This is a genomic window from Cerasibacillus terrae, assembly GCF_008039555.1.
Taxonomy (GTDB): domain Bacteria; phylum Bacillota; class Bacilli; order Bacillales; family Amphibacillaceae; genus Cerasibacillus; species Cerasibacillus terrae.
On record NZ_VDUW01000004.1, the window covers coordinates 238545 to 265518 of the forward strand.

The window sequence follows — 26974 nt, forward strand, 5'->3', positions numbered from 1 at the left end:
CTAGTGTTCTACTTCTTTTGAATCTTCCATCTGTATGACCTTGTCACAATGATCCAATAGGAATGAATCATGTGATACGACAACAACTATTTTATTCTCCTTCTTGGCTAAACGGTTCACATTTTGAATAAATATCTCTCTTGTTTTCATATCTAGGCTAGCAGTTGGTTCATCAAATAAATAAATATCTCGGTCCACATGTAACGACCTGCTTAATAATATTTTATTCTTCTGTCCAAGCGAAATATTCCTTGCATCGGATGAAACGACATAATGATTCGGTAACTCCAATGGAAAATGGAATTCCCGCTGATTTACTCTAGTATCTTCCTTGGAATCAAAAACATTGTAGAGGTAATTATTTTCAACAGTGTTGTTGTACACGTGAAATTCTGGATGATATAACATAACATGATGAAGGATTGTTGTATCTTCAAGGGTGGAGAGCTTTTGTTCGTTATTAATAATGATATTCCCGGAATCTGGAGTTATTAATCCTGCAAAAATTTTTAATAATGTTGTTTTCCCACTGCCGTTATTTCCCTTTATGCCAATGATTTCACCACTAGATAGATGTAAATGGATATTTTCTAATACTGGATTGTCAGCGAATTTTTTCGTGATATTTTCCAGTTTAATATCCCTTATGTTCTCCATATCTATTCTAGTTTCCGACTTTTTCGTAATATGGCTCATTTCCTTTCTATCATGTTGTAAGTATTCAATCGAAACTTTACTTTTTTCATGTTCCAACCATATGTTAAAAGTGCTTTTGGAATTGGCAGCTAACATAAACAGTAAAAACAATCCTAGAAATAACAACATAATTGACACATTTAAATGAAGCATAAACGCAATAAGATAAAACATAAATCCACCGATGATCATGAAATAAACAAATAAATCATGTATGATGGAAATATTTGATTCAGCTTTTTCAATTTTCTTTTTGGCTGTGGCATAATCATTGACACTATTTTTAATAAATTGGGCAGATTCATCTTTCTTTTTAAACACTTGTATATCAAGCAAGGAGTGAATGGTTTCCATTATGGAGGCACCAAATCGATTCACTTCCATCACAAAGCCCTTTTGAAACTGATGAATCTCCTTCATATTCATTTTTAACATAAAAACAAAGATAAATAACATCAAAAGCGAAAAAAGAGCTAAATAGATATTTATAAATCCAATAAGCAGAAAGAAAATGATCGTATTTATAAAATCTACTTTAAAGTAGAATTTCTGTACAATCCCAGGTACAGCTAATAAAATATTCCAAAACGAACCGATGACTTGATTTTCATCTTCATATTTTTCTTTATTTAAGAGGATATTTTGATAATACATGAGCACCATGGTTTCTTGCATTTTCTCTTCTATATTCCGTTTTATTTGTAAATTATATTGGTTGACAAAATAATATATCGTAAGGAATGATAACGAAAGACTCATATACAGTAGAAGCCGGTACAGCGTAATTTCTTCTACTTGGAATAAGATAATATATTGAAAACCAATAATAATTAAGATTGGAATCATAAATTTCAACAGGGAAAAAAGAATCACTATTAATTTTGTCTTTAGTGGCACATGTTCCATCACTTGGTCATAAAATGATGTTAGAAAATCTTGTTTTTTAGGTGTTGGTGGTTCTTTCACTTTTTCTTTATCTTCTATCAAAACAATGTAATCTAAGAAGTCCTTGAAGAATTCCCCCTTTTCCAAACTTATTACTTCTGATTTTGCAGGATTGGATATGGTTATATGGTTTCCTTTTATTTGATGAACCACCACATAGTGGGGTAATCCTTTATTCCGGACCATCGCAATAAAAGGTGTTTCAAGTTCTTTAAATACTGCTTGATTTTCAATTTCATATGCCCCAGTGGTTAATGAGAATTCACTAAAAACATCTATAATATTTTTTAAAGAAAGTCCTTGTTCGATATCCTTTGTTAAATAATCTTTTATTGTATTTAAATTTACTTTTTTCAATCCTAGTTGTTGTAAAACAGTGATAATCACTGCCAATCCACAATCATTTTCCCTATCCTGCATATTATGGTAAAACATGAAATCCCCCCCTATGATAGAAAGAATTGGTTGTGTTTGGGCTAAACACAACCAATCCCGATCATATTATCCCCAGCAAATAAAGCCCCATCCAATACAAACCCAACCAGCCTTCACAGACTTAGCCTTGTTGTTTGTGAGCTTTTTCATTTCATCTTCCCTCCCCAAATAAGATATTTATAATAAATTTGTTCATTCTGTTTATCCCCATGATAAAATGAACAATTTATTATCTTGTTTTGGCTTTAGGATTTTTCTGAAGTGGTGTATACGCTTTCATTTTAGATGAAGAGTAAAGTGTTATTTATGGATGGCGATATGAATCACAAGAGAATTGATGATGAAAGGAGATTGTGGAGTAAGTATTTCATTTAATTATTCTTGTTACTATAGTATATAACTCATACAGGGAATTAAGAACAGGTAAATAGACCCATTTTTTCGATTATTATTAAAATTTTACCTACATATCGAAGTAGCCACGCCTTCTTCTAGATAAAGTGAAACTTCAATCAGTGGGAGTTCTCTTTATTTCCCACTGATTGTTAGTTGAACGAATCGGGCCTTTACTGGCTGTTGATCCTCCACTTATAAGTCTTGATTATTCCTAATTCCTGATGTGGAGGTCTTACAGCCAGTTAATCTGCGATAAAGTGAAACTTCAATCAGAGGGAGTTCTCTTTATCTCCCTCTGATTGTTAGTTGAACGAATCGGGCCTTTACTGGCTGTTGATCCTCCACTTATAAGTCTTGATTATTCCTAATTCTTGATGTGGAGGTCTTACAGCCAGTTAATATGCGATAAAGTGAAACTTCAATCAGAGGGAGTTCTCTTTATCTCCCTCTGATTGTTAGTTGAACGAATCGGGCCTTTACTGGCTGTTAATCCTCCACTTATAAGTCTTGATTATTCCTAATTCTTGAAGTGGAGATTTTGCAGACAGTTAATATGCGGTGAGCGATTTATTAAACAAACATTTTATTGTTACACAAACGGCCTTTCGCCTATACACCTATAGTCTTTCATCCATATAATAATGTGAAATAAATTATCCATGTATGTGTTAGTGTTCATAAATTGTGATAAGTCGAAATCACATGTATGAATAAAACAGATTTAAGAAGAAGGATGGCTAAAATGCTTTACTATACAGGACTTTTATTATTAATTATTGCTGTAAGTATGGATGGTTTCGGGGTTGGGATGACTTATGGCATGCGACAAACAAAGGTGCCAATTCTAGCAATTAGTATTATTATGTGCTGTTCGGGAATCATTGTTTTCTTATCGATGTTTATTGGTGATTTCTTAAAACAGATTATGAGCCCAGTTTTTGCAGATATATTAGGTGGAATGATCCTAATTGGCCTAGGCTTCTTTTCTTTAGTTAACACGATCCAATCGAAAAAAAAGGCAGTATCTGAAAAAACGGAAACAGTGAAAAACAGTTCACAGATGAATGGGAAATTCGTTCATGTTAAAACGGTCTTTACAACACCAGAAAAAGCCGATTTAGATCAATCTGGGGTTATTTCTTCTGGAGAGGCATTTTTATTAGGGCTAGCTCTTGCGCTGGATGCATTCGGTGCAGGTATCGGAGCAGCAATGATTGGTTATCCACCCTTTTTAACAGCGTTTTCAGTCGCCATCATGAGTGGCTTGTTTTTACAATTTGGTATCCATATCGGATTTTTCTTAACGAGAAATCGATATCTCAAAAACCTCTCCTTCTTACCTGCAATTTTTTTAATTTTAATTGGACTTTCTAATATACTTTTATGAAATGAAACTTCAATCAGTGGGGGTCTTACAGCCAGTTAATACGCGATAAAGTGAAACTTCAATAAGTGGGAGTTTTTTTCATCTCCCACTGATTGTTAGTTGAACGAATCGGGCCTTTACTGGCTGTTGATCCTACACTTATAATTCTGTGAGTAGATTGAATTCTTGATGTGGAGGTCTTACAGCCAGTTAATCTGCGATAAAAGAATACTAAAAAAGGAGACTTCATTTCTTGTAAGTCTCCTCTTTGCTGTTTTTATTAACTATAAAACATCATGAATTAGAATCAGTTGTTTCTTCCTCATAGGGGGTCCCATTTAACTTTACTGTTTTATCAAATTGGCCAATATCATATTTATTTCCTCCGACATTAACGACGATATTATATATATTGCATTTCGCCTTTCTTGCACCACAATCAAAGGAATCATAGCCAACCTCATTTAAGGAGGTCTTCATAACATCATTAATTTCCTCAATACTTAAATCAGAAAATTCTTCTTTCACATTGGCATAAATTGTATAATTCAAATAGTAATAGTCTCCATCTCTTCGTGTGTCTTTCATTTCAAAACTGACATCCCCTAAATAGGTTTGTAGACTAGTTTCTTTTATCTTTTCTACCTCTTTTGCAACCAATTCTTCATCTGGGTCTGTTCCTGTACAAGCCGATAAAATAAGAGCAATGAAAATACTTATTAAAACAACGAATCGCTTCATAAAATACCCCTTCCCTAAGCTTCTGTCACTATCTTCTATTTATATGTATCATAGACGAAGACTTTTTTCATATAGATTATTTCTATTTTCCTTGTAAGAAAATATAATCTTTAAGTTATTCTTCAAAAACAACAACTTTTAGAAAGTAGCCCTTTATTTACTCGTAAAAATGAACTAGCCTATAACAAATTTAGTAAAATCGTTAATGTCACTACACTCATCAAGGTCGTTATTAACGTAATCGTTGATACCAAATTTGGTTTTGCATCAAATTCAACAGCAAAAAGTGTTGTCGTTACTGCCGTTGGCATAGCAGAAACAATGATCATCACAGAACCAAGCATTGGATCAACTGGAAATACAGTAATAAATAATACGGCTAATAATGGTGAAATAAACATTCGCATGACGACTGATGAGGTAACAACTTGCCAATTCATCTCCAATCCTGTAATAGAAGCAAGTTGCATACCAAGAACAACCATCATCACCGGAATGGAACCATCAGCTAATAGATCAATCATCGAATAAACAGACTCAGGTATCGAAATGGATGATACTTGAAATAAAAATGCAGCAAGCATGGCATACGTAGCTGGCATCTTTAAAATCTTTTTCAGTGCATGAAGAAAGGAACTAGTCCCCCGCGATGCATAATATACACCGAAAGAATTCATTAGTAAAGATTGAATAACCATAAAAAAGACGGCATATGGAAATGCTGCTTCCCCCACACCAAAGTAAATAATTGGTATTCCATAATTTCCTGAATTCATAAATACAGATGATAACATGGAGGCACTCTCTGTTGCTTTCGACCATCCAAATAGTTTAGCCAACAACATGTTCAATACAATCAATGCAAATAAAAGGAATATCGCAAACACAAACAAAATTGCAAATGCCCGATTAAATGTTGCTTCATATAAGTTTGTAAAAACAAGCGCTGGTAAGAAAATATAAATGGCCATCGTCGATATAGACTTTACATCAAGAAACCGCAACCGTTGTAAAATATATCCGATGACGAACACTGTTGTCGTTGGTAAGACAACATGGAAAAATACTTGCATGATGACAACTCCAATATTTTTCTTAATCTGACATTAGTCTACCATATTTTTAATTAAGGTAGTCTGTTAAATATGTAAATTAAAACATCTTGACAGGCATATATTTTTATGTTAAGATACTATTCGTTATAAATAACATGCATAAGAGCTGGCATTCTAAGCTGTTTTTGAGAATGCTTATTCGGACTGGCGCGACTAAAGGGTCGCAAGGACACAAGAGTAGGAAGGGCTTGTGTTGCTTAAGCTAGAAAATAGGGTAAAAATTTTACCGCGGAAAAAAGATAAGAGACTATCAGTAAAAAATTTGTAACACCCAACAAACAAAGAATTTAAATTAGATATTTTCGTTGTCTATATAAAATATGCGTTACTTGTAACATTAAAGGGATACTCAGACTTGAGTATCCCTTTCCCAATTTCAACCATTAAAAAAGAGCGATTTACTCGCCCCTTTTCAAACTTATGCCACTGCTTCACTTTTGTAAGCATCAACAATGGATGTCAAAATAAGACCAATTGCTGCTGCGAACATAAATGCAATGCCCCAACCGCCAATACCTGCTCCCATAATGACGATTTTTCCGTTTCCAATGATAGCTGGAAGTGTAGCCATGACTACCCCAGTTGCAAAAATAACTACACCTGGATAATAAGGTAGGAATGTTGCTTTTGAAGATGCTTTTAATAGGCCAACTCCAAGTAGAACCATGATTATTGTCATAACAGCTCCAATAATGACCACTGATTGTACCATCGAATCACCTCTAATTTACGTATATTATAGATAATCTCACTTATGATATTTTATCCCTAAATATTTAAAAAGTCAATCAAAACAATATTAACACAGTGAAAACAGGGAGCTTAAATCTGTCATGTTTTTTAATTATTCGGAATACACATTAAACAAATACAATCCATTTCTTAATTCCTGTAAGTAAAGACAGCCATTTAAAATGCAGTATTATTCTAAAGAAGGGAGAGGCTTTGCACTGGGAAAAAATCAAAAACGGCTCCATCATTTTTTTGGAAGGAGGATTTTTCATGAAAAAAAGTTTTATTTGGCAAATTATGGTCGCATTCATTCTCGCAATCCTTGTCGGACTACTCTTCGGAGAAAAGGCCACCTATGTAGAGCCGCTTGGCAATCTATTTTTAAGGCTTATTAAATTTATTATTATCCCGCTTATTTTAGCAACCATTATCGTAGGTGTTACAAGTAGTGGCAATATGAAAAAACTTGGCAGACTTGGTGGGAAAACCATTACATTTTATCTTATCACCAGTTTTATTGCGATATCCATTGGAATCTTATCTGGGATTATATTTTCACCGGGAAGTGGTACTGATATTCAAGTAGATAACCCAACCGTCGAGGTAAATGAAACAGAAGGTGTCGTTCAAACAATACTAAATATCATTCCTACAAATCCAATCGAATCGTTAACAAATGGGGATATACTTCAAATTATATTCTTTGCTATATTTATTGGTATCGGAATCACCATTGTTGGTGAAAAGGCAGAGCCTGTAAGACGTTTTTTTGATGGCTTAGCAGAAATCATGTACAAGATTACCGAAATTATTATGAAACTTGTTCCACTTGGGGTGTTCGGACTTCTTGCGCCTGTCATTGGAACCTATGGCTTATCTGTTTTATTACCTCTCATTAAATTGATTACCGCAATGGTTATCGCTGGTATTATTCATGTCTTACTTGTTTACACGTTTGCGGTAAAAACATTTGGTAAAATGAATCCTCTCCTTTTTCTAAAAGGAATCTTTCCAGCAGCTACAGTTGCATTTAGTACATGTAGTAGTTCCGGAACTCTCCCTGTTACGATGAAAAATACGCAAGAAAATCTGAACGTTTCCAAAGAAACATCGAGCTTTGTGTTACCCCTTGGAGCCACTATTAATATGGATGGTACTGCCATCTATCAAGGTGTTGCTGTTTTATTTATCGCTCAATACTTCGGCATATCACTTTCCTTTACACAATTGTTAACAGTTGCATTAATAGCAACACTTGCATCAATTGGTACAGCAGGAGTTCCAGGAGCAGGTATGGTGATGCTGACGATGGTATTAGCAGCGGTTAATTTACCGTTAGAAGGAATTGCACTCATTGCTGGGATTGATCGGATTCTTGATATGATTCGAACAGCAATCAATGTCGTTGGTGACGCTTCTGCAAGTGTTGTTGTTGAAGAATCGGAAAGAAAATGGATTTAAAGATTAGGACCAAAAGCCTTATTAAAAGTGCTTATAAGCCCAATTCACCACGGATTGGGCCTTCATTATTTTATTAAAATATTCCCTTTTCCTAATTTTTTGATAAAATAGAAAGGACGATATTTTTTCGAAATAAAGGAGGAAAACAATGCTAACATTTTCAGAATACAAATATGAACGGCCAGATCCTAAGGCTGAAAAGGAAAAAGCAACACAATTAATAAACCAATTGGCAAATGCTGGGTCACTAGACGAAGAAATCCAAGCAATAGAAGCCATCAATACAAATCGAAATCGATTATCTACTTTAAATGATCTTGTCTATATTCGAGCTTCTATTAATACAAATGATGCTTTTTATCAAGGGGAAAGAGATTTTTGGGATCATTTTTTACCAGAAACTCAAGACTGGGATACTAGATTTTATAAAGCATTATTAAACTCTCCATTTCGAAAGCAATTGGAAGAAAAGTGGGGAACACAATTATTTAAACTAGCAGAATATGAGTTAAAGGCTTTTTCACCAGAGATTATTCCATTATTACAAGAAGAAAATAAATTAACATCGGAGTATTCCAAATTAGTTGCATCTGCACAGGTTGAATTTCAAGGAAAGACATATACACTTGCCCAATTGGGGCCTTTCTCACAACATCAGGATCGATCCATTCGAAAAGAAGCGATGGAGGCAAGAACAAGCTTTTTCGAGGAGCATAGCGAAGCATTCGATTCCATATATGATAAACTTGTTCAATTACGACACAAAATCGCTACAACATTGGGATATAAAAACTTCGTTGAATTAGGTTATATCCGCATGTCACGTGTGGATTATAATCAGGAAATGGTTGAGAATTACAGGAAACAAGTAGAAGAAGTTGTCGTTCCACTTGTTAGTAAATTATATGAACGCCAAAGAAGGCGAATTGATGTACCTACTCTGAAACATTATGATGAAAACTATCATTTTAAAACAGGAAATGCAACACCAAAAGGTTCACCTGAATGGATCATTGAAAATGGGAAAAAGATGTATGAAGAACTTTCCCCAGAAACAAACACATTCTTTAATTTTATGCTTGATAGAGAACTCATGGATTTAGAAGCGAAGAAAGGGAAAGAAGCTGGTGGGTATTGTACTTTTCTCCCTGATTATAAGTCGCCATTTATCTTTGCAAATTTTAATGGGACATCTGGAGATATTGATGTATTAACACATGAAGCAGGCCATGCCTTTCAATTCTATTCCAGTCGTGAACATAAGATTCCAGAATACCTCATGCCAACATACGAAGCTGCTGAAATTCATTCCATGAGTATGGAGTTCTTTACATGGCCATGGATGGAGCTTTTCTTTGAGGAAGATACGGAAAAATATAAGTTCTCTCATTTAGCTAGTGGATTGATTTTCCTACCATATGGGGTTGCTGTTGATGAATTTCAACATCTTGTCTATGAAAATCCAGACTGGACACCGGCCAAACGAAAAGCAGTTTGGAAGAAAATGGAAGAAAAATACTTACCACATCTTGATTATGATGGCCAGGCATTTTTAGAATCTGGTGGTTATTGGCAACGACAAGGTCATATTTATGAAGTACCATTTTATTATATTGATTACACATTAGCTCAAGTCTGTGCCTTTCAATTTTGGAAAAAGTCCCAAGAGAATCAAGAGCAGGCATGGAAAGATTATCTCAACCTTTGTAAATTGGGCGGGTCTAAATCCTTTTTAGGCCTTGTTGAGGCAGGAAATTTACAATCCCCATTTGAAGATGGGACACTTAAATCGGTTCTAGCAGTAATTGAGGAATGGTTAAATAAAGTGGATGATGAAAACTTATAAGTGAAAGTGGAGGTCTTACAGCCAGTTAATACGCGATAAAGTGAAACTTCAATCAGTGGGAGTTTTTTTTCATCTCCCACTGATTGTTAGTTGAACAAATCGGGCCTTTACTGGCTGTTGATCCTACACTTGTCATTCTGTGTGTAGCTTAAATTATTGAAGTGGAGGTCTTACAGCCAGTTAATACGCGATAAAGAAATATCATTTAAAACAAAATCAAAGGACGCTCATATCCAATACAATGAGCGTCCTTCTATTTTTAACAATAGAAATTATGCAGCATCTTGCCACGTTTCTGCTTGTTCGTCCAATGGAATTCCAATCCCACGTGTTTTTCGAGCATGGTAGAAAAATAGGGAAACAAGAATAATCGAGATAATCGCTGCTAATACATATGAAATATTTAGTGGCAAACGAAAACCGATTGGTGCATTTAAAATATACGTCGTTGTCGCCATTAACATAAAGACCCCAGGAATTAAAGATATCCAGTAATTTTTACGAGCTAGATATAAATACATGGCTCCAACAAATAAAGCAATAACAGCTGTTGATTGGTTTGCCCATGAGAAATAACGCCACAATAACGTAAAATCAATTTGTGTTAAAGCAATGGACGCTGCAAATAACGGTAAAGCAATCCATAGGCGGTTTCTCACTTTTAATTGTGGCAAACGAATATAGTCAGCAATGATCATTCGTGCACTACGAAATGCAGTGTCTCCGGATGTAATTGGTAATATAATAACACCTAATATCGCCAATGTTCCCCCAATTGCACCAAGCATTAGCGTAGATACTTCACTAACAACAGCAGCAGGTCCTCCAGCAGCAAGTAATTCATTTAATCCAGTAGAGCCATTAAATAAACTCATTGCAGCTGCAGCCCAGATCATTGCAATAACCCCTTCTGCAATCATCATACCGTAGAAGATTTTTCTTCCTTGGGATTCGCTCTCAGTTGTTCGTGAAATAATTGGTGTTTGTGTCGCATGGAAACCAGATAACGCACCACAAGAAATCGTTAAAAATAGTAATGGAAAAATGGGTGCACCATCTGGATGGAAATTTTCTAGTGTTAATTCTGGAATTGGCGCTTTGTTAATAATTAAACTGACCCCAACTCCAACAGCACTAATTAATAATAATAATCCAAAAACTGGATAAAAGCGGCCAATAATTTTATCAATTGGAAGTAATGTTGCTAATAAATAATAAGCAAAAATAACAGCCAAAATGATTCCAAACGATCCCCAACCATTCATCAGATTATGCAATAATTCTGCTGGTGCTGATACAAAAACGGTTCCAACCAATAATAATAATAAAATAGAAAATGCGTTTACAACATGTTTCATAAATTTCCCTAAAAACTTTCCAGCTAACTCTGGTAAGTGCGCTCCACGATTACGAATGGAAATCATTCCAGTCAAATAATCATGAACGGCCCCTGCAAAAATTGCCCCAAGCACAATCCATAAGAAAGCCACTGGACCATACAATGCCCCCATGATTGGTCCAAATATAGGCCCTACCCCTGCAATATTTAACAATTGAATTAATGCATTTTTCCGCGAATTCATTGGTAAATAATCGACACCATCACTATTTGTATATGCTGGTGTTTTACGTTCTGATTTTACCCCGAAAGTTTTTTCAACAAATTTACCATATGTGAAATAACCAACAATAAGTAAGACGATCCCGAATAAAAATGTGTACATCCTTCTCTCTCCCTTCTGTTATATAACTAAAGTAGTGTTTTTGCGAAAATGTATTCCATCCCCTTGGAATGCCTGTTAAATCGCTTACAAGTATTTTATCGCAAATTATCGAATAATTCAAGTGTTATATAACAGAGGCTTATGCATTGAAATTTTATCGCAGACAGGTTAACTAACTGTAAGACCTTACTGATTGAAGTTTCACTTTATAATCTGATGATTTGCCGTTTTCATATTCATATCAAATTTTGTTCCGGGTGAATTTTTATGGAATCAAGTAGATCGAAATTCTATTAAAGTAGATTTTTCATCAATAGAATGATTGATTGTTTAACGAATGAAAACATCTAGCTGATTTAAATCAACATTTCCACCCGAAATGACACAGACAATCTTTTTATCTTTTGCTTTTATTTTTCCAAACATAGTTGCTGCAACTGTAACTGCACTAGACGGTTCAATCAATTGCTTCATTCGTTCAAGAACGATACGCATCGCTTGTTTAATCTCTGCCTCACTCACAAGGACAATATCATCAATATATTTCTGGACAATTGGAAAAGTCACATCTCCGGGTTGAATAGTTCGTAATCCATCAGCAATTGTAGTCGTTTCCTGGATGGCCGTTATTTCACCCTTTTGTAATGATAAATACGTATCATTGGCACTCTCTGGTTCTACACCAACGACTTTCACAGATGGATTCGTTTCTTTAATTGCTGTTAAAATCCCCGAAATAAGCCCACCACCACCAATTGGAACAACGACAATATCCGCGTCTTTTACTTGTTCTAAAATTTCTAAACCGATTGTACCTTGACCAGCTATAATAAGTGAATCATCATATGGTGGAATAAAGATACCATTGTTTTGGTCTGCCAATGCCTTGGCACGTGGTATCCGTTCTCTTGAGGTAAATCCACATTTTTCTACCTTTCCCCCATATGCTTTAATTGCTGCTACTTTACTTGGATTCGCGTCCTCAGGTACAACTATTGTCGCTGGAATTCCTAATTTATTTGCAATATAGGCAACTGCTTGTCCATGATTACCAGATGATGCTGCCGTAACAAGTTTGCCTCCATCTTGCACGACTTGTTTCACTTTATTTGTTGCACCACGAATTTTAAATGCACCAATTTTTTGTAAATGTTCTCCTTTTAAAAAGATGTGATTTCCACATAATCCAGATAATTGTGTAGAAGTTAGTATTGGAGTTTGATGGACAATATCTGCAATATTCTCCCTTGCTTGTTGTATATCTTGTAATGAAATCATAGAATCTCCCCCTCGTATAGTATGTTTAGGCATTATTTTTTTCGCCTTTTTAACTTGACTATTTCATAAAAGTTGTATTTGCAAGTACACCCGTTACTTTCCACTGCAGGCGGACGCTTTCCTTAGGGCATGGCTTGAGCCTTCCCACTCAAAAAAAACGCTTACTCTAGGGGTCTCAAGGCTCAGGCTTTTCCCAGAGGAGTCGCCATCTTCCGTTCCCAAGTAACTTGATTTGGACAAATCCATGAATTAGTATTCAGACTGCTTCATCCAACCCTTTTCTTTGTAATAGGATACTGCTTCAATCCGATTACTTACATCCAATTTATCAAGAATCACGGAAATATAATTACGAACCGTGCCATAACTTAAATGTAATTGTTTGGCGATATCTTTCGTGTTCTTTCCTTCTGCAATTAAACGTATTACCTGCTGCTCCCTTTCTGTTAATGGATTCCCCGCTTCAAAAGCCATATCAACCAGTTCAGGTGCGTAAATACGGCGCCCTTTCATAATACTTCGAATGGAATTAGCCAATTCCTCGCTAGGGCTATCTTTTAACAAATAGCCACTTACCTTGGCATTTCGCGCTCTTTCGAAATATCCTGTTCTAGCAAAAGTCGTTAAAATAATCACTTTACAACGATCATCTTTTAATTCTTCAGCCGCATCTAGTCCACTTTTTATCGGCATTTCAATATCCATAATACAAATATCAGGCTTTAGCTGCTTTACTAGTTGTAACGCCTCTTCACCATTTTTTGCCTTACCAACCACTTCCATATCTTCTTCTAAATCAAGTAATGCACCCAATGCACCAAGTAACATGGTCTGATCTTCTGCTATTACAATCCGAATCATGGATATCCTCCTTTCTAGTGGGTTTGAGTTCATCATCGTAACCGATTTTGCACAGTGTCCTATTTTACTTTCCTTGAAGCACTCATCGTAACCGTTTTTGACAGTTTCTTCTTATTACACGTTCATTAAAATGGCAAGGTTTAATCATCTTGTTTGATCACATTTGGTACTCGAATCATAATTTTTGTCCCTTTATCTGACATAATATCTAATGTCCCATTTACAAATTCTAATCTTTCCCGCATACCTCGTAATCCATGTTCTTTTAAGGTATCTTTTTTATGTGGTATACCGATACCATCATCTATGATTTCTAGTGTCCATTCGTCTTTAGATTGTTTGATGGTTATGGTACATTTCGTTGCTTGACTATGTTTAACAACATTTGTCACAGATTCTTTTAAACACATGGCCAATGTGTTTTCTACTAGTAGTGGTGTATTTTGTAAAGCTGCATTTCCCTTAATCTCACATGTGATTTGTGCTGCTTTTAAAATCTGTTGAACACGAACAATTTCATCTTGTAATTTTTCACCTTTCATGTTGTAAACCATTTCACGTACTTCTTTTAATGCAATTCGCGCTGTTTGATGAATATCAATAATCTCTTCTTTAGCTTGTTTTGGCCGCACACTTACTAATCGTGTGGCAAGATCGCTTTTCAAACCAATTAACGAAAGCTTTTGCCCTAATGTATCATGTAAGTCTCTGGCGATTCGTTGTCTTTCTTCCAAAACCATTAATTGGGAAATTTTTTCTCTTGCTGCTTTTAGCTCCGCTTCTAAGCGTTCGTGTTTATTCCTATTATACATATTCACCGGTAAAAGAATGACACCAAGGATACTAAAAATAATGAACGGCCATTGGGATAAAATGATATCTGTTTGATTAAAAAAACCAACCCCAACAGCGAGCACTGTCGTTACAAGATGTACAACATATAAACTAATAAATCCTCGTTTACTTTGAATATTCCCAATATAAAAGGCAAGAAATAACGAAAAATATACATACCCTAAAAATACCGTCATAACAACACTAATCGCCATTTCAATACTTACAGCTGTGTATGCTATCCATCCTGTCGATAAAAAAGATAGGCGGTAGGCAGTAAAAAATAATAAAATCATGATGATTCCGAAAATAATACCGACAGTCGAAGCAGTCTTAAACACAAAATAGAAAGGCAAAATACAGAAAATAACCCATACATAAGCACTTAGCCCTGTACTTTTAGGGATAATATGATACCAACTCTGTTTTTCCATGATTGCCCTCCCTTGAAAATCATTGTATTAAGTATAGCAAATTGTTTCTATCTGGGGAATTTAACTCCGTATTTCTATCTATGATGGATTCTGAATATATCTGTTGAAAATCTGAGATGTACGTGCAAATATTGATATATTCCTCTGAATACCGATTTATTCCTCTGAATACCGATTTATTCCTCTGAATACCGATATACTCCTCTGAATACCGATATACTCCTCTGAATCCCGATATATCCGCTTGAATCCCGATATATTCGTTTGAATCCCGATATATTCGTTTGAATCCCGATATATTCGCTTGAATACCGATATATTCGCGCGAATCCCGATATATTCGTCTGAATACCGATATATTTGCTTGAATACCGATATATTTGCTTGAATACCGATATATTCCTCTGAATACCGATATATTCGTCCGAATCCCGATATACTCCTCTGAATACCGATATATTCGTCCGAATACCGATATATTCGTCCGAATACCGATATCCTGCTCCGAATACCGATATCCTGCTCCGAATCCCGATATCCTGCTCCGAATCCCGATATCCTGCTCCGAATCCCGATATCCTGCTCCGAATCCCGATATCCTGCTCCGAATACCGATATCCTGCTCCGAATCCCGATATCCTGCTCCGAATCCCGATATCCTGCTCCGAATCCCGATATATTCGTCCGAACCCCGATATATTCCTCTGAATACCGATATATTGGTCATGTCCGAATAATTGTGTAAATATTAAATGGACCAAGTAACATGAGCGAAAGAAATATACGTAGACTCCTGCGGGAAAAAAGGCCTCGCTTAAGACCCCCGAGAGTGTAGCTCGAGGAGGCTCAGCAGCCGCCCGCGGAAAGCGGAGTATATTTCTGTAGCGATAACCATTATAAAGTTATCATTTTACACACAATTCCGGACAGAATCTATTTGAATTGAAAAAACCTCCTTCTTAAGATTAAGAAGAAGGTGGTTGTTGTTATTTTTCTTGTATTGTGGGATTTGATTGTAATGCCACATCCAATTTTCTTTTCTTTTGTAATGCTTTTATTTCTTTAAAGCCGACAAATGAGCGATTCACTTCATCATATAAACGGAAGCGGATGGCTCGTAAACTCGATTTCAATGTGATTGTTGTTGCCTCTTTTAATGGAGGAACAGACTCATGTGCCTTTTCAAGATGATAGTTCGGGACTTTCGGACTTAAGTGATGCACATGGTGAAAGCCGATATTACCTGTCATCCATTGTAACACTTTCGGTAATTTGTAATAGGAACTTCCATCGATTGCTGCCTTAACAAAGCTCCATTCCGCCTCATTTTCAAAATAGGAGTCTTCGAATTGATGTTGTACGTAAAACAACCATATTCCTAACGAACCCGCAATAAACATCATTGGCAACTGAATAATTAAATATGCCTGCCAGCCAATCGCCCAAATTAGAAGTCCGTGCACGATGACAATCGCAATGTTAGTAAAATATGTGTTCAGGCGTTCCCTTTTATTCGCACCTTTTCGATTAAATCGATTCGAAACAAGATATAAATAAAGTGGACCAAATCCAAACATGATGATTGGGTTTCGGTATAAACGATAAGCAAATCTTTTCCATGTTGATGCGGCTAGATATTCTTCAACCGTCATAATCCACACATCACCAGTTCCAAGTTTATCTATATTACCACTTGTCGCATGATGGATGGCATGGTTTCGTTTCCATTTTTCAAAAGCAAAAAAGGTAAGAATACCAGTAAATGTTCCGACATAGCGATTTGCTTTACTGCTTTTGAAGAAGGATCCATGTGTACAATCATGAAAAATAATAAATGTCCGGATTAAAAATCCTGATGCTAAAACAATAAACGGTACAGTTAACCAAATAGAAACAGCTAAACTTTTATAGGCTAAAAACCAACATAGTAAAAAAGGTAAAACAGTGTTTATCATTTGAAAAATACTTGAAGCGTTATTTGACTTTGTAAAAGGAATAATGCTCTTTCGAAGCTGTGCTTGTTTCTTCTTTTGATCCATCTCATTTCCTCCTAAACGGAAACATTGATAACTCTATATTTAGCTTAGGAAAAAAAAGAGTAAGTTATAAGTCATAAATGTCAGATGTTTCAATGACAAATGTCATGTTTTTTGGTCGGTGCCTGTCACTCCCCGAAATACCTCGAATTTTGTCGATTTGATCATTTTACATGTATCCAGTTAAATCTCCAGCACTTTCCTCTATATGAAAAGCCACGTTAAAAAAGGCACTCCCCTATAAGAGGAGCACCTTTCTTTTGGCCCGTGATTCCTGGTTGGCCGTCGTTTTTTCAAACATAATTACAACCAACCTACTTCAAAGATAAACTTAGTTCCTTCTCTCTCTCATTGTTTCTTCGGCGATTCGAATCATTCTTTTGACCATCTCGCCACCCACTTTACCGTTATCACGTGCAGTCGTATCAGCGCCTAATTCAACATCAAGTTCATTTGCAATTTCATCCTTCATGTTGTTGATCGCATCTTCCGCTCCAGGGACAAGTAACTTATTGTTATTGTTCCTGTCTTCTGCCATGTGTGATCACTCCTTGTGGGATATGAATAGAAAAATCTATTCCTTATTAAAATGTGAAATCTATGTTTTTTTATACGTGGTAAATTATGAGCATCCTGGTCGATTATTTAAAAAGTTTTGATAAGCAAAGCCTCGTACTTCCTCTTCTTTATAATGTTTTAAAAGTTCATTTATTAAATTCTCATAGTGGGCTGCATTTTCTAATTGGTCTACATAATAAAAAATTCCATCAAAATCAGAGCCAAATCCGATTTGTTTCACTCCACCTAATGAACATAAATAATCTATATGTTGGATGACATCGGTAATCGTGGCTGTTTCACTATCCTTTTTTAAAAATGGTGGATTAAACACCACATGGATGAGCCCGTTTTTCTTAAACATTGCTTCAATTTGATTATCATATAAATTTCGTGGATGATCACACAATGCGCGAACATTGGAATGGCTTGCGATTGGGTATTCCGATAATTCAAGTATATCCCAAAAACCCTTCACCGTAGAATGAGACACATCTGTAAACACTTTATTTTCATTATTTAATTGTACGACTTCTTTACCAAGCAAGGTTAAACCTCCACCTCTTGGCTCCCCTGCCCCATCTGCACAAAGGTTCGCATTATTCCATGTCAATCCGATATAAAGGACACCTTCACGGTAGAGCTGTCTTAATTTAATTAGGTCATTTCCAAACGCATCTGCACCCTCTAATGCCAAAACAGCACCAATTTGTCCATCTTCTAAATGATTAAAATCATCCCATTTTTTGATATGAACCATTTCCGGATTTTTCGCTAAAACCTCGGAATGAAATAAATCAATCTGTTCCATAAGATAACCCCATTTTTCATAGGAAGGAATATCCGGTTCTAAAAATAATGCGAAAAACTGTGCAAAATGATTTCCCCTTTTCAATCGATTAAAATTTGTATCTAATTCATCGCTATTTCGAAAAGTTAGTGGGAGAGATTGCTTTCCCCTTTTCGCTATTTGAAGTTTATATAATGCATCACAATGTGTATCAATAATTTTCATTCTCTCATTCCCTTCTTAGTAATATTCAAGAACGCACATTCCACGGTCATACTCGCAAATATTTATGCCAAGAAACACACATCACTAGTCATCCCTTCAATCCCATCAACAAACTCACATTTTCATTTCCCACAAGCCCTTATAAATGCTCTAAAAATTTTCCAAGATGCTTCATCATCGGCTTCTAGCATATTTTCGGGATGCCATTGAAGTCCGAGTGCGAAATGATGTTCTTTATTTTCGATTGCTTCAATTATACCATCACTCGCTGTTCCACTTACTTGAAATGGGGCAACTACATTTCGGTTTGCTTGATGATGACGGCTATTTACTCGCAGCTTGTGTGTATTGGTAATTTTTGCAAGTAAGCTTCCTGGAGTAACGTTTACATAATGAGAGCCATGGCTTAATGGTGCTTTTTGTTGGTGTTGCAATAATTCATGATCCTGATATTGTGTATAAATATCTTGATACATGTCACCACCTGTGGCAATGTTTAATACTTGGCTTCCCCTGCAGACACCAAGAATTGGCTTGTTATTAGCCAACATTTCCTTTATCAAAGCTATTTCAAACGTATCACGCTTCGGAATAATCGTACCAAGTTTAGGATGTGGTTCTTCGCCAAATAGCGTTGGATCAATATCATAACCACCAGTTGCTAAAAGGCCATCTATTTTTTCGGCAATCTGCTTTATATCTGCCTCACCATTATAATAAGGTAGAACAATTGGGATTCCACCTGCTTTTAGAATTGCTTTGATATTTGCATTTGCTATCATATAATACGATTCATCTATTTCCATTGATGGTGTTACACCAATAAATGGTTTCATATGACTTCTCCCCCGTTCGCTTTTGATTAAACGTTCACCATTTTTTACTGCTTGCAATTGAAAATTTCGTTTTAATCACTCCGATTTTTTCATCACGTCTATTTAAAATAAGTTCTTCTTAATATGTATGCAACTTCTTAAAAATGGATTCATTCCCTATTACTAATTCCTGAGCATACTTTTTTCTAATATCCAGGAGCAGATTTTGCACGCAATGTCGGGATTAAAATGAAAAATAATGCATGAAAAAAGTAAAAGTAGTCCCATACAGTGGAGACTACTTTTAAATAAAAGTTTATATATTTTTTATATGTAAAACTTCTTTCGTATATTTTTCTCCCCATTGTTTCATATCTACAATAATTGGTCGCAATGTTTCACCAAATTCTGTGAGAGAATATTCTACTTTTGGTGGTACAACAGGGTAAACTTCACGATGAATAATTTTTTGTTCTTCTAATTCACGTAACTGTAATGTCAGCATTCGCTGTGTAATGGTTGGAATTAGCAGCCGAAGTTCATTAAATCTTTTTGTCCCATCAAGCAAATGATACAAAATAATACCCTTCCACTTTCCACTAATTAATTTTATCGTTGTTTCTACTAAGCAGGGAGATGTATCCGGCCACTCTTCACAATGATTTTCACCTGTTTTAATATCAATCATAATGATTCGCTCTCCTCTATTTACTACCATTTTATACTTAGGCACAAAAATGTGCCTTCTTGTTTGATTGATGTTTATATTTTATCATGAAGTGGAAAACATATAAAAGGAAATGATTTAAGTCATTTCATTCATATCTCACCTCCCATAGATGTGAGATAAAGTGAAACTTCAATCAGGGGGAGGCTTCTCCTTCTCCCACTGATTGTTAGTTGAACGAATCGGGCCTTTACTGGCTGTTGATCCTACACTTATAATTCTGTGAGTATCTCGAATTCTTGATATGGAGGTCTTACAGCCAGTTAGTCTGCGAAAAATCTACTAGAAAGAAGGATGTAATATGTATGATTTTTTTATGCCTAATGTGAACTTTTTTGGACGCGGTGCTGTGAAAGTTACTGGAGAGCGTTGTAAAATTCTTGGAGGTAAAAAAGCACTTATCGTTACAGACGGATTTTTACGTTCTTTACCAGGAGGTCCTGTAGAAAAAGTAATAAATTCTCTAGACGAAGTTGGAATAACCTACGCATTTTACGATGAAGTGGAACCGAATCCGAAAGACACGAATGTTCGTGATGGATTAAAAGTATTTCAAGACGAAAACTGTGATTTAATTGTTACAGTTGGTGGTGGAAGTGCACATGACTGTGGGAAAGGTATCGGAATTGCTGCTACACATGAAGGAGATCTTTATGAAAATTATGCAGGTATCGAAACATTAACAAATCCATTACCACCAATTGTTTGTGTTAACACAACTGCTGGTACTGGTAGTGAAGTTACTCGTCACTGTGTAATCACTAACACAGAGAAAAAAATCAAATTTGTTATCGTTAGCTGGAGAAATACACCACTAGTATCCATTAATGACCCAGAACTTATGGTTGGAAAACCTGCTGGCTTAACTGCAGCTACAGGAATGGATGCATTAACACATGCGATTGAATCCTATGTATCATTAGGTGCTAATCCAGTAACAGATTCCATGGCCATTCAAGCGATTAAATTAATTTCAACGAACTTACGTCAAGCAGTAGCTTATGGTCAAAATATTGAAGCACGTGAAAACATGGCACATGCATCCCTTTTAGCTGGTATGGCATTTAATAATGCTGGATTAGGCTATGTCCATGCGATGGCACACCAATTAGGTGGATTGTATGATATTCCACATGGTGTGGCAAACGCTGTGTTACTACCACATGTTGAAGAATTTAACATTATTTCTAATCCGAAGAAATTTGCTGATATTGCAGAATTCATGGGTGAAAATATTGAAGGCCTATCTGTTCGCGAAGCAGCAGATAAAGCAATTGCTGCCATTCGTAAATTATCCGAAGATGTCAATATTCCGTCTAACATGCGTGCATTAGGTGTGAAAGAGGAAGACTTTGAAAAAATGGCCAAGCTTGCTTTAGAAGATGGTAACGCCGTAAGTAACCCAATTCAAGGAAAAGAACAAGACATCATTGACATCTTTAAAGCGGCATATTAATATAAAAAAGTAGCATTCCCAAGTGGGTTTGCTACTTTTTTTATTTACTTTATTCTTCCTTTTATACTAAGTAACATAAATGTGCCCTCTTGTTTAGGTGGGAGTTCTATTTTAACATGAATATTGGAAGGGCTTTTGAACTACTTTCACACATCAAAAGGAGGACATCAAAATGAAAGTTTTAACCATTCTTTCTCATCCACGAAAGGACTCCCTAACATCGAAGGTTGCAGAGCAATTTACAAAAGGCTTAACAGATGCGGGACATGAAGTGGAATTTCTAGATTTATACCAAGAAGAATTCAATCCAATTGTTTATGAAAAGGATGAACCAGATTGGACAAATTCAACATACAAGTATTCGCCAATTGTTCACCAGGAAATAGAACGGATGAATAGAAATGATGCACTTGCATTTGTCTTTCCTGTCTGGTGGTATAATATCCCAGCCATGCTAAAAGGATATATTGATCGAGTATGGAATTATAATTATGCCTATGGAAACAGTAAGCTTCCACATGAAAGAGCTTTATGGATTGGACTAGCTGGGGGAGAAAAATCACAATTTGCTAAGCGTAAGTACGACACCATGATAGACCATTATTTAAATGTCGGGCTAGCAGGTTTTACAGGTATTTCCCATTCTAAAGTTGAAATTCTTTATGAAACATTATCCGAACAAGCTTTAGATCCTGCACAATTTGAAGCCTATCAGCAAGAATTATTAACAAAAGCCTATCAATTAGGGAAAGAGTATAGTGATTGGAAGTAAGCAAAAGCATTGCATATCGAGATTTCTAAATATATAATAAAGGAAATAAATGATATGTGGTGAATAACATGGAGCTAATTCGCGTTTATAAGGCTTTGTCCAATCCAACTCGGGTACAAATCCTACAATGGTTAAAAGAACCGAGTAAATACTTCCCAGAAGTGTATCCAGATGGTGTATGTGTTAGTGATATTCAAAAAAAAGTACAACTATCCCAATCAACCGTATCTCAGTATTTATCTACACTGCAAGATGTCGGTTTAATTGAGTCTACACGTAAAGGACAGTGGACATATTACAAACGAAATGAAGTTCAAATAAAAGAAATAAAACGATGTATCATGGATCATATTTAAAGCGATTGGTTTCATGTATTTGTTATCAGATAGAGTCTACACATATTTATTTATCTTTTTTTATATCCTGTATATTATATATCGATATTTCCCGATATATAGAAAAGTTAGAGGAAGGGAAATGAATGAAATCTTAGCTATCCCTTTCCTCTTTCTATTTCAAAACGACATGAAAAGGAGAGATTTCATGAAAGTACTTATTGTTGGCGCAAATGGTCAAATCGGTCGTCACATTGTTCAACGTTTGGCAAAGCAAGAAAAACATCAGGTCACAGCGATGATTCGTAAACAAGAACAGGCCGATTTTTTCAATCATTTAGGAGTCGAAACAGTAATCGCTGATTTAGAAACAGAAGACGGTGTTTTAAAAGCAGCAGAGGATGTTGATGCAATCATTTTCACAGCTGGTTCTGGCGGACATACAGGTGCAGATAAAACAATGCTTGTTGATTTAGATGGAGCTTTTAAATCGATTGAAGCTGCCGAAAAACATCACATCAAACGTTTTATCATGGTAAGTGCCCTTCATTCCGATACACCAAAAAATTGGAAAGAAGGAATGGAAGCCTACTATACAGCTAAAAAACGAGCAGATGAACGACTTCGCAACAGTTCATTAAACTACACGATTTTACGTCCGGGTTGGTTAACGAATGAAAAGCCATCAGGAAAAATAGAAGCAAAACTTGATTTAGGAAAAGACGGCAGCATATCTAGAGAAAATGTAGCTGATATCGCTGTTCAAGCACTTGATATAGACGCAACATTTAATCAAACAATTGAATTAATCGATGGGGATACTACCATTAATGAAGCTTTATCATCTATAAAGTAAGCATAAACGGAGTGAATTACAAATGGAAACATTCCAACATAAAAATGGATATAAACGAATCTTCAAAGAAAACAAACTAACACTTGGGCTATTTATTCCAATTGAGTCATACAGTGGAGATACTCCCACCATGGAAAATCATATCCAAATGGCTCAAAAAGCAGATGAATTGGGATTTGGTGCTTTATGGGTACGAGATATCCCACTTCATGACCCATACTTTGGTGATGTCGGACAAATTTATGACCCATGGGTTTATTTAGGATTATTAAGTGCCTATACTGAAAAGATTGCATTAGGAACTGGAAGTATCGTTTTTCCACTAAGACACCCAATTCATTTAGCAAAAGCAGCAGCATCTGTTGACCAATTATCAAAAGGAAGACTCGTCTTAGGGATTGCTTCTGGTGACCGACGTGTAGAATTTCCAGCTTTTAATATTAACATTCCATCTCGTGGGGAAGCTTTTCGAGAAACATTCGGTTATTTCAAACAAGTATTACATGAAAACTTCCCAATTATTGATAGTAAAGTTGGTAAAATCCAAGGGAATGCAGGAGTTATACCAAAACCTTATCAAAATGACATTCCAATCATTATTACTGGGTCCAGTCGCCAATCATTTGACTGGGTTAGTGAACATGGGGATGGCTGGATGTATTATCCAAGAGGTTTAGAGCAGCAAGCGCAAACTGTTCAAGCATGGCGTAATACAACATCAACGTTCAAGCCGTTTCTACAATCATTATATATTGATTTAACAGAAGATCCCGATAGAGAACCAAGACCAATTCATCTCGGTTTTCAATTGGGCAGAAACTACCTTATCCAGTTTTTGAAATCATTAGAAGCAATCGGAGTCAATCATGTCATGCTGAACTTAAAATATGGACAACGTGATGCAGAAGATGTGATGGAAGAATTAGCCGCAGAAGTGCTCCCACACTTTCCATCCATTACATCTTAAATCTAGTTAAAACATAAAAAATCCAAAACCGCTGTGAGTGCGTTTTTGGATTTTTTTATGCTTTATTTCCCAAGCATTAAGCGATGATTACGGAACATTTTATTTGCAATGAAAAAATACCTGCAATAAACTCCCCCACCTAAAACTTTACGTTTTGTTTGAAGTGGAGGAGTTTTAAATACGAAGCAGGAATGAAGAAGTTTTTCTCTCCTATTCTTCTATTATACTAGATGTGTTTACATACCATGGTTGTTTTGTCACTGCATCATATGCATGTACTGCTCCTTTTCCATCTGGGAACCGCTCGACATACCCTCTTTCGAACACATGAATGAAGTCGTCTTCGTATTCTTCATCTTTATAGCTTGGTGCAATGTGAAAATCAAGTTCTTTGTATAATGCTTTTCGTACTTCTTCTTTTGTCATAACTGGTGATGCACTTTCTTCAATCTCCGCATAAAGCGAAACATCAAGTTCCGCATGAATGACGCGTTTGAATTCTTTTGAAAAATGAAGGGTTGACCGATCCCCTACTCGGATGCCTTTATACATACGAATGAAAGTGACTTCCACTGAATTCGGGCCAACATCATCTGAATCCACAGTACTTACTACCCTGATATCAACTGGTGCGATATGTTTCTCTATAAAGTCTTTTGTAAGATCTGCCCATTCCGGATCAACATCATTTTCTTCCTCTTCTTCTTCAAAAAATTCTAGTTCCCCATTTGGATGAACAAGCGGGCTTTCACTTATGACATCATAAACAAGATGATACGTATCATCTCCTCCAATATATTCTTCTGCATCATATTTCATAAATCTAAGTGAAAGTGGAAGGGATGCAATATAGTTTTCTTTCAATTCCTCTTTGGTGAAAAGAAGTTCTATATCTTCTACGCGGAATGTCCCTTCTGGCGATGTAATACTTTCTACCATGCCATCCAAATACATGGTAACGGATAATGCATATATCGGTAATTCCTTCCCAGTTTCATCAACAGGATGCAAGGATACCGTATACATTCCAAGTTCCACACCCGTTGCCAGTGGAAATTGTTTTGCTCGTTCTTCGAATACATCATGTAAAATCATTTTTCCTCGCTTAAATAACTCCTCATTCGATAACCGTTCGTGAACTTCTCTGTCATCATATGTTTCATAAGATTGAAAGGACCCATCCCCGTTCAATTGAATCATTCCAATTTCTTCATCATCTAGATATACAGAAAACATCCCGTCATCATCATCTTCTGTAAAAGTACATGTCGTATTTGCAGTCTCTAACCATTTCTTTAATGTTTCCAAACTCATTTTCGCACACCTTCCTTTATAACACGATCTGAGCGAAGAATAAACGGTTCCCCACTTACCGCATCCATCGCATATGGTGCTTCAATATCCCAAAAACGGGTAAGACGTGAATCTTCCTCTTCATCGTACGTCCAGTTTGGAATGACACGAATGTTATTTAGTAAATGTTTCTTTGCCTCTTCTTTTGATAAAAATTCTCCTTCAGGTAATGTCCCAAGAGCATAACAATCTTCATTAACATACAAACCTGTCATGACACGTTCCTTTTTATCAATTGTCACCTGAACATGTAGATCAAGGGAAACATTTTCTAATAATCGTTCAAAATAAATCGTCATATCTTCATCTGTCTCATCTTTCCCTACTTCACTTACACATATATCCGGCATGATTTCCTTTAATTTCTTCCGTGCAATTTCAATAAATACGGTATCATCCGTTGTAAGTGATGATTCAAACATAGAAATCTCTTCTTCCTCATCCATTTGCTCGACCCCATCGTTTCCAATAAATGGAGCATTGTTTCCAATTTCATACACATAATGGAATCTATCATCCCCATTTTCATACAATTGATGATTGATATATTGAAGTTTTATTTTTAAGGGAAGACAATCCACATACTCTTCTTTCAATTTCATTTCATTAATCTCTGCTAATGTCATATTAAACGATACATCTCTTGTCGGAAAATCAAGTTGATATAATATACCGTCCTCTCGAAAATACGCATCAATCGTTTCGATAATTAGTGGATGCCCGTCAATCATTTTCCGATATTCAACATAAAAACCTCCGTCTAAATGACGGGATACCACTCTATAACAATAAGAATCATCAAACATATCAATGATTTCTTTCTCAAATTCACGAAGACGAGCTAGAAAATCCCCCTCCGTCATCGCGGGATACTGATTTGCTTCATAGTAAGAATAGTAACCACTCGGAAAACCTTCCTCATCCAGATGTAATGTACCTATCACTTCAGCCCCATAGAAAAACTCTATTATTTCCTCACTAGGCTGAATGGTTATATCTTTTTCATATGTAATATAGGAAAGCCACTTTCTCCCATCGGTCATGTTAACGACCTCACTTTCTATTAAAGTGATTTTATTATAATGTAGAAAATTTTCTAACGCAATTTTTAACCAAAAGTATTGCATGGTGCAGCGTAAAGATTCGCTGATTAACCATTTGCCGTGATTGATGCTTCATTCGGGCTCTGAGCAGCGGCGTCAACGACCGTTGTGCGAAAT

General features: G+C 35.9%; 24 protein-coding genes. 8 read left to right on the forward strand and 16 right to left on the reverse strand.

Going from position 1 to position 26974, the window contains the following annotated elements; all coding sequences use genetic code 11:
- The gene (locus FHP05_RS08300) at window positions 1–2076 is read right to left on the reverse strand and encodes an ATP-binding cassette domain-containing protein (RefSeq protein ID WP_147666979.1); all 2076 of its coding nucleotides are present in this window, start codon (window positions 2074–2076) and stop codon (window positions 1–3) included.
- Window positions 2077–3214: 1138 nt separating this feature from the next.
- On the opposite strand from FHP05_RS08300, the gene ytaF reads away from it, so the two are divergent.
- Window positions 3215–3859: a sporulation membrane protein YtaF gene (ytaF, locus tag FHP05_RS08305; RefSeq protein ID WP_147666981.1), complete on the forward strand. Its 645-nt coding sequence runs from the start codon at window positions 3215–3217 to the stop codon at window positions 3857–3859.
- Between the two features lie 273 nt (window positions 3860–4132).
- Here ytaF and FHP05_RS08310 read toward each other — a convergent pair whose 3' ends face one another.
- The 3 genes from FHP05_RS08310 to FHP05_RS08320 all read right to left on the reverse strand — a co-directional run bounded on the left by FHP05_RS08310 (window position 4133) and on the right by FHP05_RS08320 (window position 6406).
- Window positions 4133–4579, reverse strand: a complete 447-nt coding sequence (locus FHP05_RS08310) for a hypothetical protein (RefSeq protein ID WP_147666983.1) — start codon at window positions 4577–4579, stop codon at window positions 4133–4135.
- 179 nt (window positions 4580–4758) lie between these two features.
- Window positions 4759–5652: an AEC family transporter gene (locus tag FHP05_RS08315; RefSeq protein WP_147666985.1), complete on the reverse strand. Its 894-nt coding sequence runs from the start codon at window positions 5650–5652 to the stop codon at window positions 4759–4761.
- A 460-nt stretch (window positions 5653–6112) separates the two neighbouring features.
- A complete protein-coding gene (locus FHP05_RS08320; protein WP_147666987.1) occupies window positions 6113–6406 on the reverse strand; it encodes a hypothetical protein in 294 nt (97 codons plus the stop codon).
- Window positions 6407–6696: 290 nt separating this feature from the next.
- Here FHP05_RS08320 and FHP05_RS08325 point away from each other — a divergent pair, with 290 nt between their 5' ends.
- Window positions 6697–7887, forward strand: coding sequence for a dicarboxylate/amino acid:cation symporter (locus tag FHP05_RS08325; protein WP_147666989.1), 1191 nt, complete (start codon window positions 6697–6699; stop codon window positions 7885–7887).
- A gap of 148 nt (window positions 7888–8035) precedes the next feature.
- The gene (locus FHP05_RS08330) at window positions 8036–9733 is read left to right on the forward strand and encodes a M3 family oligoendopeptidase (protein WP_147666991.1); all 1698 of its coding nucleotides are present in this window, start codon (window positions 8036–8038) and stop codon (window positions 9731–9733) included.
- Between the two features lie 272 nt (window positions 9734–10005).
- On the opposite strand, the gene FHP05_RS08335 is transcribed toward FHP05_RS08330, so the two are convergent.
- From FHP05_RS08335 to FHP05_RS08380, 10 genes are all read right to left on the reverse strand, one after another.
- The gene (locus FHP05_RS08335) at window positions 10006–11457 is read right to left on the reverse strand and encodes a carbon starvation CstA family protein (RefSeq protein WP_147666993.1); all 1452 of its coding nucleotides are present in this window, start codon (window positions 11455–11457) and stop codon (window positions 10006–10008) included.
- A 330-nt stretch (window positions 11458–11787) separates the two neighbouring features.
- Window positions 11788–12735 (reverse strand): threonine ammonia-lyase, encoded by a 948-nt coding sequence (locus FHP05_RS08340; RefSeq protein WP_147666995.1) that lies wholly within the window; start codon window positions 12733–12735, stop codon window positions 11788–11790.
- A gap of 249 nt (window positions 12736–12984) precedes the next feature.
- The gene (locus tag FHP05_RS08345) at window positions 12985–13596 is read right to left on the reverse strand and encodes a response regulator transcription factor (protein ID WP_147666997.1); all 612 of its coding nucleotides are present in this window, start codon (window positions 13594–13596) and stop codon (window positions 12985–12987) included.
- A 140-nt stretch (window positions 13597–13736) separates the two neighbouring features.
- Window positions 13737–14864: a sensor histidine kinase gene (locus FHP05_RS08350; RefSeq protein WP_147666999.1), complete on the reverse strand. Its 1128-nt coding sequence runs from the start codon at window positions 14862–14864 to the stop codon at window positions 13737–13739.
- Between the two features lie 19 nt (window positions 14865–14883).
- Window positions 14884–15591 carry a hypothetical protein gene (locus tag FHP05_RS08355; RefSeq protein ID WP_147667000.1) on the reverse strand — a complete coding sequence of 236 codons (708 nt, stop codon included), beginning with the start codon at window positions 15589–15591 and terminating at the stop codon, window positions 14884–14886.
- A gap of 259 nt (window positions 15592–15850) precedes the next feature.
- Complete coding sequence (locus FHP05_RS08360) at window positions 15851–16903, reverse strand: fatty acid desaturase (RefSeq protein ID WP_147667002.1); 1053 nt, start codon at window positions 16901–16903, stop codon at window positions 15851–15853.
- Between the two features lie 328 nt (window positions 16904–17231).
- The gene (locus FHP05_RS08365) at window positions 17232–17438 is read right to left on the reverse strand and encodes an alpha/beta-type small acid-soluble spore protein (protein ID WP_147667004.1); all 207 of its coding nucleotides are present in this window, start codon (window positions 17436–17438) and stop codon (window positions 17232–17234) included.
- An 84-nt stretch (window positions 17439–17522) separates the two neighbouring features.
- Entirely contained in the window at window positions 17523–18473 is a 951-nt protein-coding gene (locus tag FHP05_RS08370; protein ID WP_147667006.1) for a dipeptidase, read from the reverse strand.
- A gap of 122 nt (window positions 18474–18595) precedes the next feature.
- A complete protein-coding gene (locus FHP05_RS08375; RefSeq protein ID WP_147667008.1) occupies window positions 18596–19309 on the reverse strand; it encodes a gamma-glutamyl-gamma-aminobutyrate hydrolase family protein in 714 nt (237 codons plus the stop codon).
- A 295-nt stretch (window positions 19310–19604) separates the two neighbouring features.
- Window positions 19605–19976, reverse strand: a complete 372-nt coding sequence (locus tag FHP05_RS08380) for a winged helix-turn-helix transcriptional regulator (RefSeq protein ID WP_147667080.1) — start codon at window positions 19974–19976, stop codon at window positions 19605–19607.
- Window positions 19977–20316: 340 nt separating this feature from the next.
- Here FHP05_RS08380 and FHP05_RS08385 point away from each other — a divergent pair, with 340 nt between their 5' ends.
- From FHP05_RS08385 to FHP05_RS08405, 5 genes are all read left to right on the forward strand, one after another.
- Entirely contained in the window at window positions 20317–21471 is a 1155-nt protein-coding gene (locus FHP05_RS08385; protein ID WP_147667010.1) for an iron-containing alcohol dehydrogenase, read from the forward strand.
- Window positions 21472–21643: 172 nt separating this feature from the next.
- Window positions 21644–22243 carry an NAD(P)H oxidoreductase gene (locus FHP05_RS08390; RefSeq protein ID WP_147667012.1) on the forward strand — a complete coding sequence of 200 codons (600 nt, stop codon included), beginning with the start codon at window positions 21644–21646 and terminating at the stop codon, window positions 22241–22243.
- 68 nt (window positions 22244–22311) lie between these two features.
- On the forward strand, window positions 22312–22599 hold the full coding sequence (locus FHP05_RS08395) for an ArsR/SmtB family transcription factor (RefSeq protein ID WP_147667013.1): 288 nt from the start codon (window positions 22312–22314) through the stop codon (window positions 22597–22599).
- Window positions 22600–22786: 187 nt separating this feature from the next.
- A complete protein-coding gene (locus FHP05_RS08400; protein WP_147667015.1) occupies window positions 22787–23434 on the forward strand; it encodes an SDR family oxidoreductase in 648 nt (215 codons plus the stop codon).
- 22 nt (window positions 23435–23456) lie between these two features.
- Complete coding sequence (locus tag FHP05_RS08405; protein ID WP_147667017.1) at window positions 23457–24401, forward strand: LLM class oxidoreductase; 945 nt, start codon at window positions 23457–23459, stop codon at window positions 24399–24401.
- Between the two features lie 210 nt (window positions 24402–24611).
- Here the strand turns inward: FHP05_RS08405 and FHP05_RS08410 are convergent, their stop codons facing one another.
- Together FHP05_RS08410 and FHP05_RS08415 are read right to left on the reverse strand one after the other, a co-directional pair.
- A complete protein-coding gene (locus tag FHP05_RS08410; RefSeq protein WP_147667018.1) occupies window positions 24612–25715 on the reverse strand; it encodes a hypothetical protein in 1104 nt (367 codons plus the stop codon).
- A complete protein-coding gene (locus FHP05_RS08415) occupies window positions 25712–26797 on the reverse strand; it encodes a hypothetical protein (RefSeq protein WP_147667020.1) in 1086 nt (361 codons plus the stop codon). The genes FHP05_RS08410 and FHP05_RS08415 overlap by 4 nt, the downstream gene beginning before the upstream one ends.
- Window positions 26798–26974: the final 177 nt, after the last annotated feature.

Excerpts from the sequence above, each read along its gene's own strand:
- FHP05_RS08395 (WP_147667013.1), top strand. The coding sequence starts at position 22,312 with ATGGAGCTAATTCGCGTTTATAAGGCTTTGTCCAATCCAACTCGGGTA.
- ytaF (WP_147666981.1), top strand. The coding sequence starts at position 3,215 with ATGCTTTACTATACAGGACTTTTATTATTAATTATTGCTGTAAGTATG.
- FHP05_RS08370 (WP_147667006.1), bottom strand. The coding sequence starts at position 18,473 with ATGAAAATTATTGATACACATTGTGATGCATTATATAAACTTCAAATA.
- FHP05_RS08360 (WP_147667002.1), bottom strand. The coding sequence starts at position 16,903 with ATGGATCAAAAGAAGAAACAAGCACAGCTTCGAAAGAGCATTATTCCT.
- FHP05_RS08380 (WP_147667080.1), bottom strand. The coding sequence starts at position 19,976 with ATGATTGATATTAAAACAGGTGAAAATCATTGTGAAGAGTGGCCGGAT.
- FHP05_RS08400 (WP_147667015.1), top strand. The coding sequence starts at position 22,787 with ATGAAAGTACTTATTGTTGGCGCAAATGGTCAAATCGGTCGTCACATT.
- FHP05_RS08310 (WP_147666983.1), bottom strand. The coding sequence starts at position 4,579 with ATGAAGCGATTCGTTGTTTTAATAAGTATTTTCATTGCTCTTATTTTA.
- FHP05_RS08385 (WP_147667010.1), top strand. The coding sequence starts at position 20,317 with ATGTATGATTTTTTTATGCCTAATGTGAACTTTTTTGGACGCGGTGCT.
- FHP05_RS08375 (WP_147667008.1), bottom strand. The coding sequence starts at position 19,309 with ATGAAACCATTTATTGGTGTAACACCATCAATGGAAATAGATGAATCG.
- FHP05_RS08365 (WP_147667004.1), bottom strand. The coding sequence starts at position 17,438 with ATGGCAGAAGACAGGAACAATAACAATAAGTTACTTGTCCCTGGAGCG.
- FHP05_RS08300 (WP_147666979.1), bottom strand. The coding sequence starts at position 2,076 with ATGTTTTACCATAATATGCAGGATAGGGAAAATGATTGTGGATTGGCA.
- FHP05_RS08330 (WP_147666991.1), top strand. The coding sequence starts at position 8,036 with ATGCTAACATTTTCAGAATACAAATATGAACGGCCAGATCCTAAGGCT.
- FHP05_RS08405 (WP_147667017.1), top strand. The coding sequence starts at position 23,457 with ATGGAAACATTCCAACATAAAAATGGATATAAACGAATCTTCAAAGAA.
- FHP05_RS08415 (WP_147667020.1), bottom strand. The coding sequence starts at position 26,797 with ATGACCGATGGGAGAAAGTGGCTTTCCTATATTACATATGAAAAAGAT.
- FHP05_RS08345 (WP_147666997.1), bottom strand. The coding sequence starts at position 13,596 with ATGATTCGGATTGTAATAGCAGAAGATCAGACCATGTTACTTGGTGCA.
- FHP05_RS08350 (WP_147666999.1), bottom strand. The coding sequence starts at position 14,864 with ATGGAAAAACAGAGTTGGTATCATATTATCCCTAAAAGTACAGGGCTA.
- FHP05_RS08315 (WP_147666985.1), bottom strand. The coding sequence starts at position 5,652 with ATGCAAGTATTTTTCCATGTTGTCTTACCAACGACAACAGTGTTCGTC.
- FHP05_RS08410 (WP_147667018.1), bottom strand. The coding sequence starts at position 25,715 with ATGAGTTTGGAAACATTAAAGAAATGGTTAGAGACTGCAAATACGACA.
- FHP05_RS08335 (WP_147666993.1), bottom strand. The coding sequence starts at position 11,457 with ATGTACACATTTTTATTCGGGATCGTCTTACTTATTGTTGGTTATTTC.
- FHP05_RS08320 (WP_147666987.1), bottom strand. The coding sequence starts at position 6,406 with ATGGTACAATCAGTGGTCATTATTGGAGCTGTTATGACAATAATCATG.
- FHP05_RS08340 (WP_147666995.1), bottom strand. The coding sequence starts at position 12,735 with ATGATTTCATTACAAGATATACAACAAGCAAGGGAGAATATTGCAGAT.
- FHP05_RS08325 (WP_147666989.1), top strand. The coding sequence starts at position 6,697 with ATGAAAAAAAGTTTTATTTGGCAAATTATGGTCGCATTCATTCTCGCA.
- FHP05_RS08390 (WP_147667012.1), top strand. The coding sequence starts at position 21,644 with ATGAAAGTTTTAACCATTCTTTCTCATCCACGAAAGGACTCCCTAACA.
- FHP05_RS08355 (WP_147667000.1), bottom strand. The coding sequence starts at position 15,591 with ATGACCAATATATCGGTATTCAGAGGAATATATCGGGGTTCGGACGAA.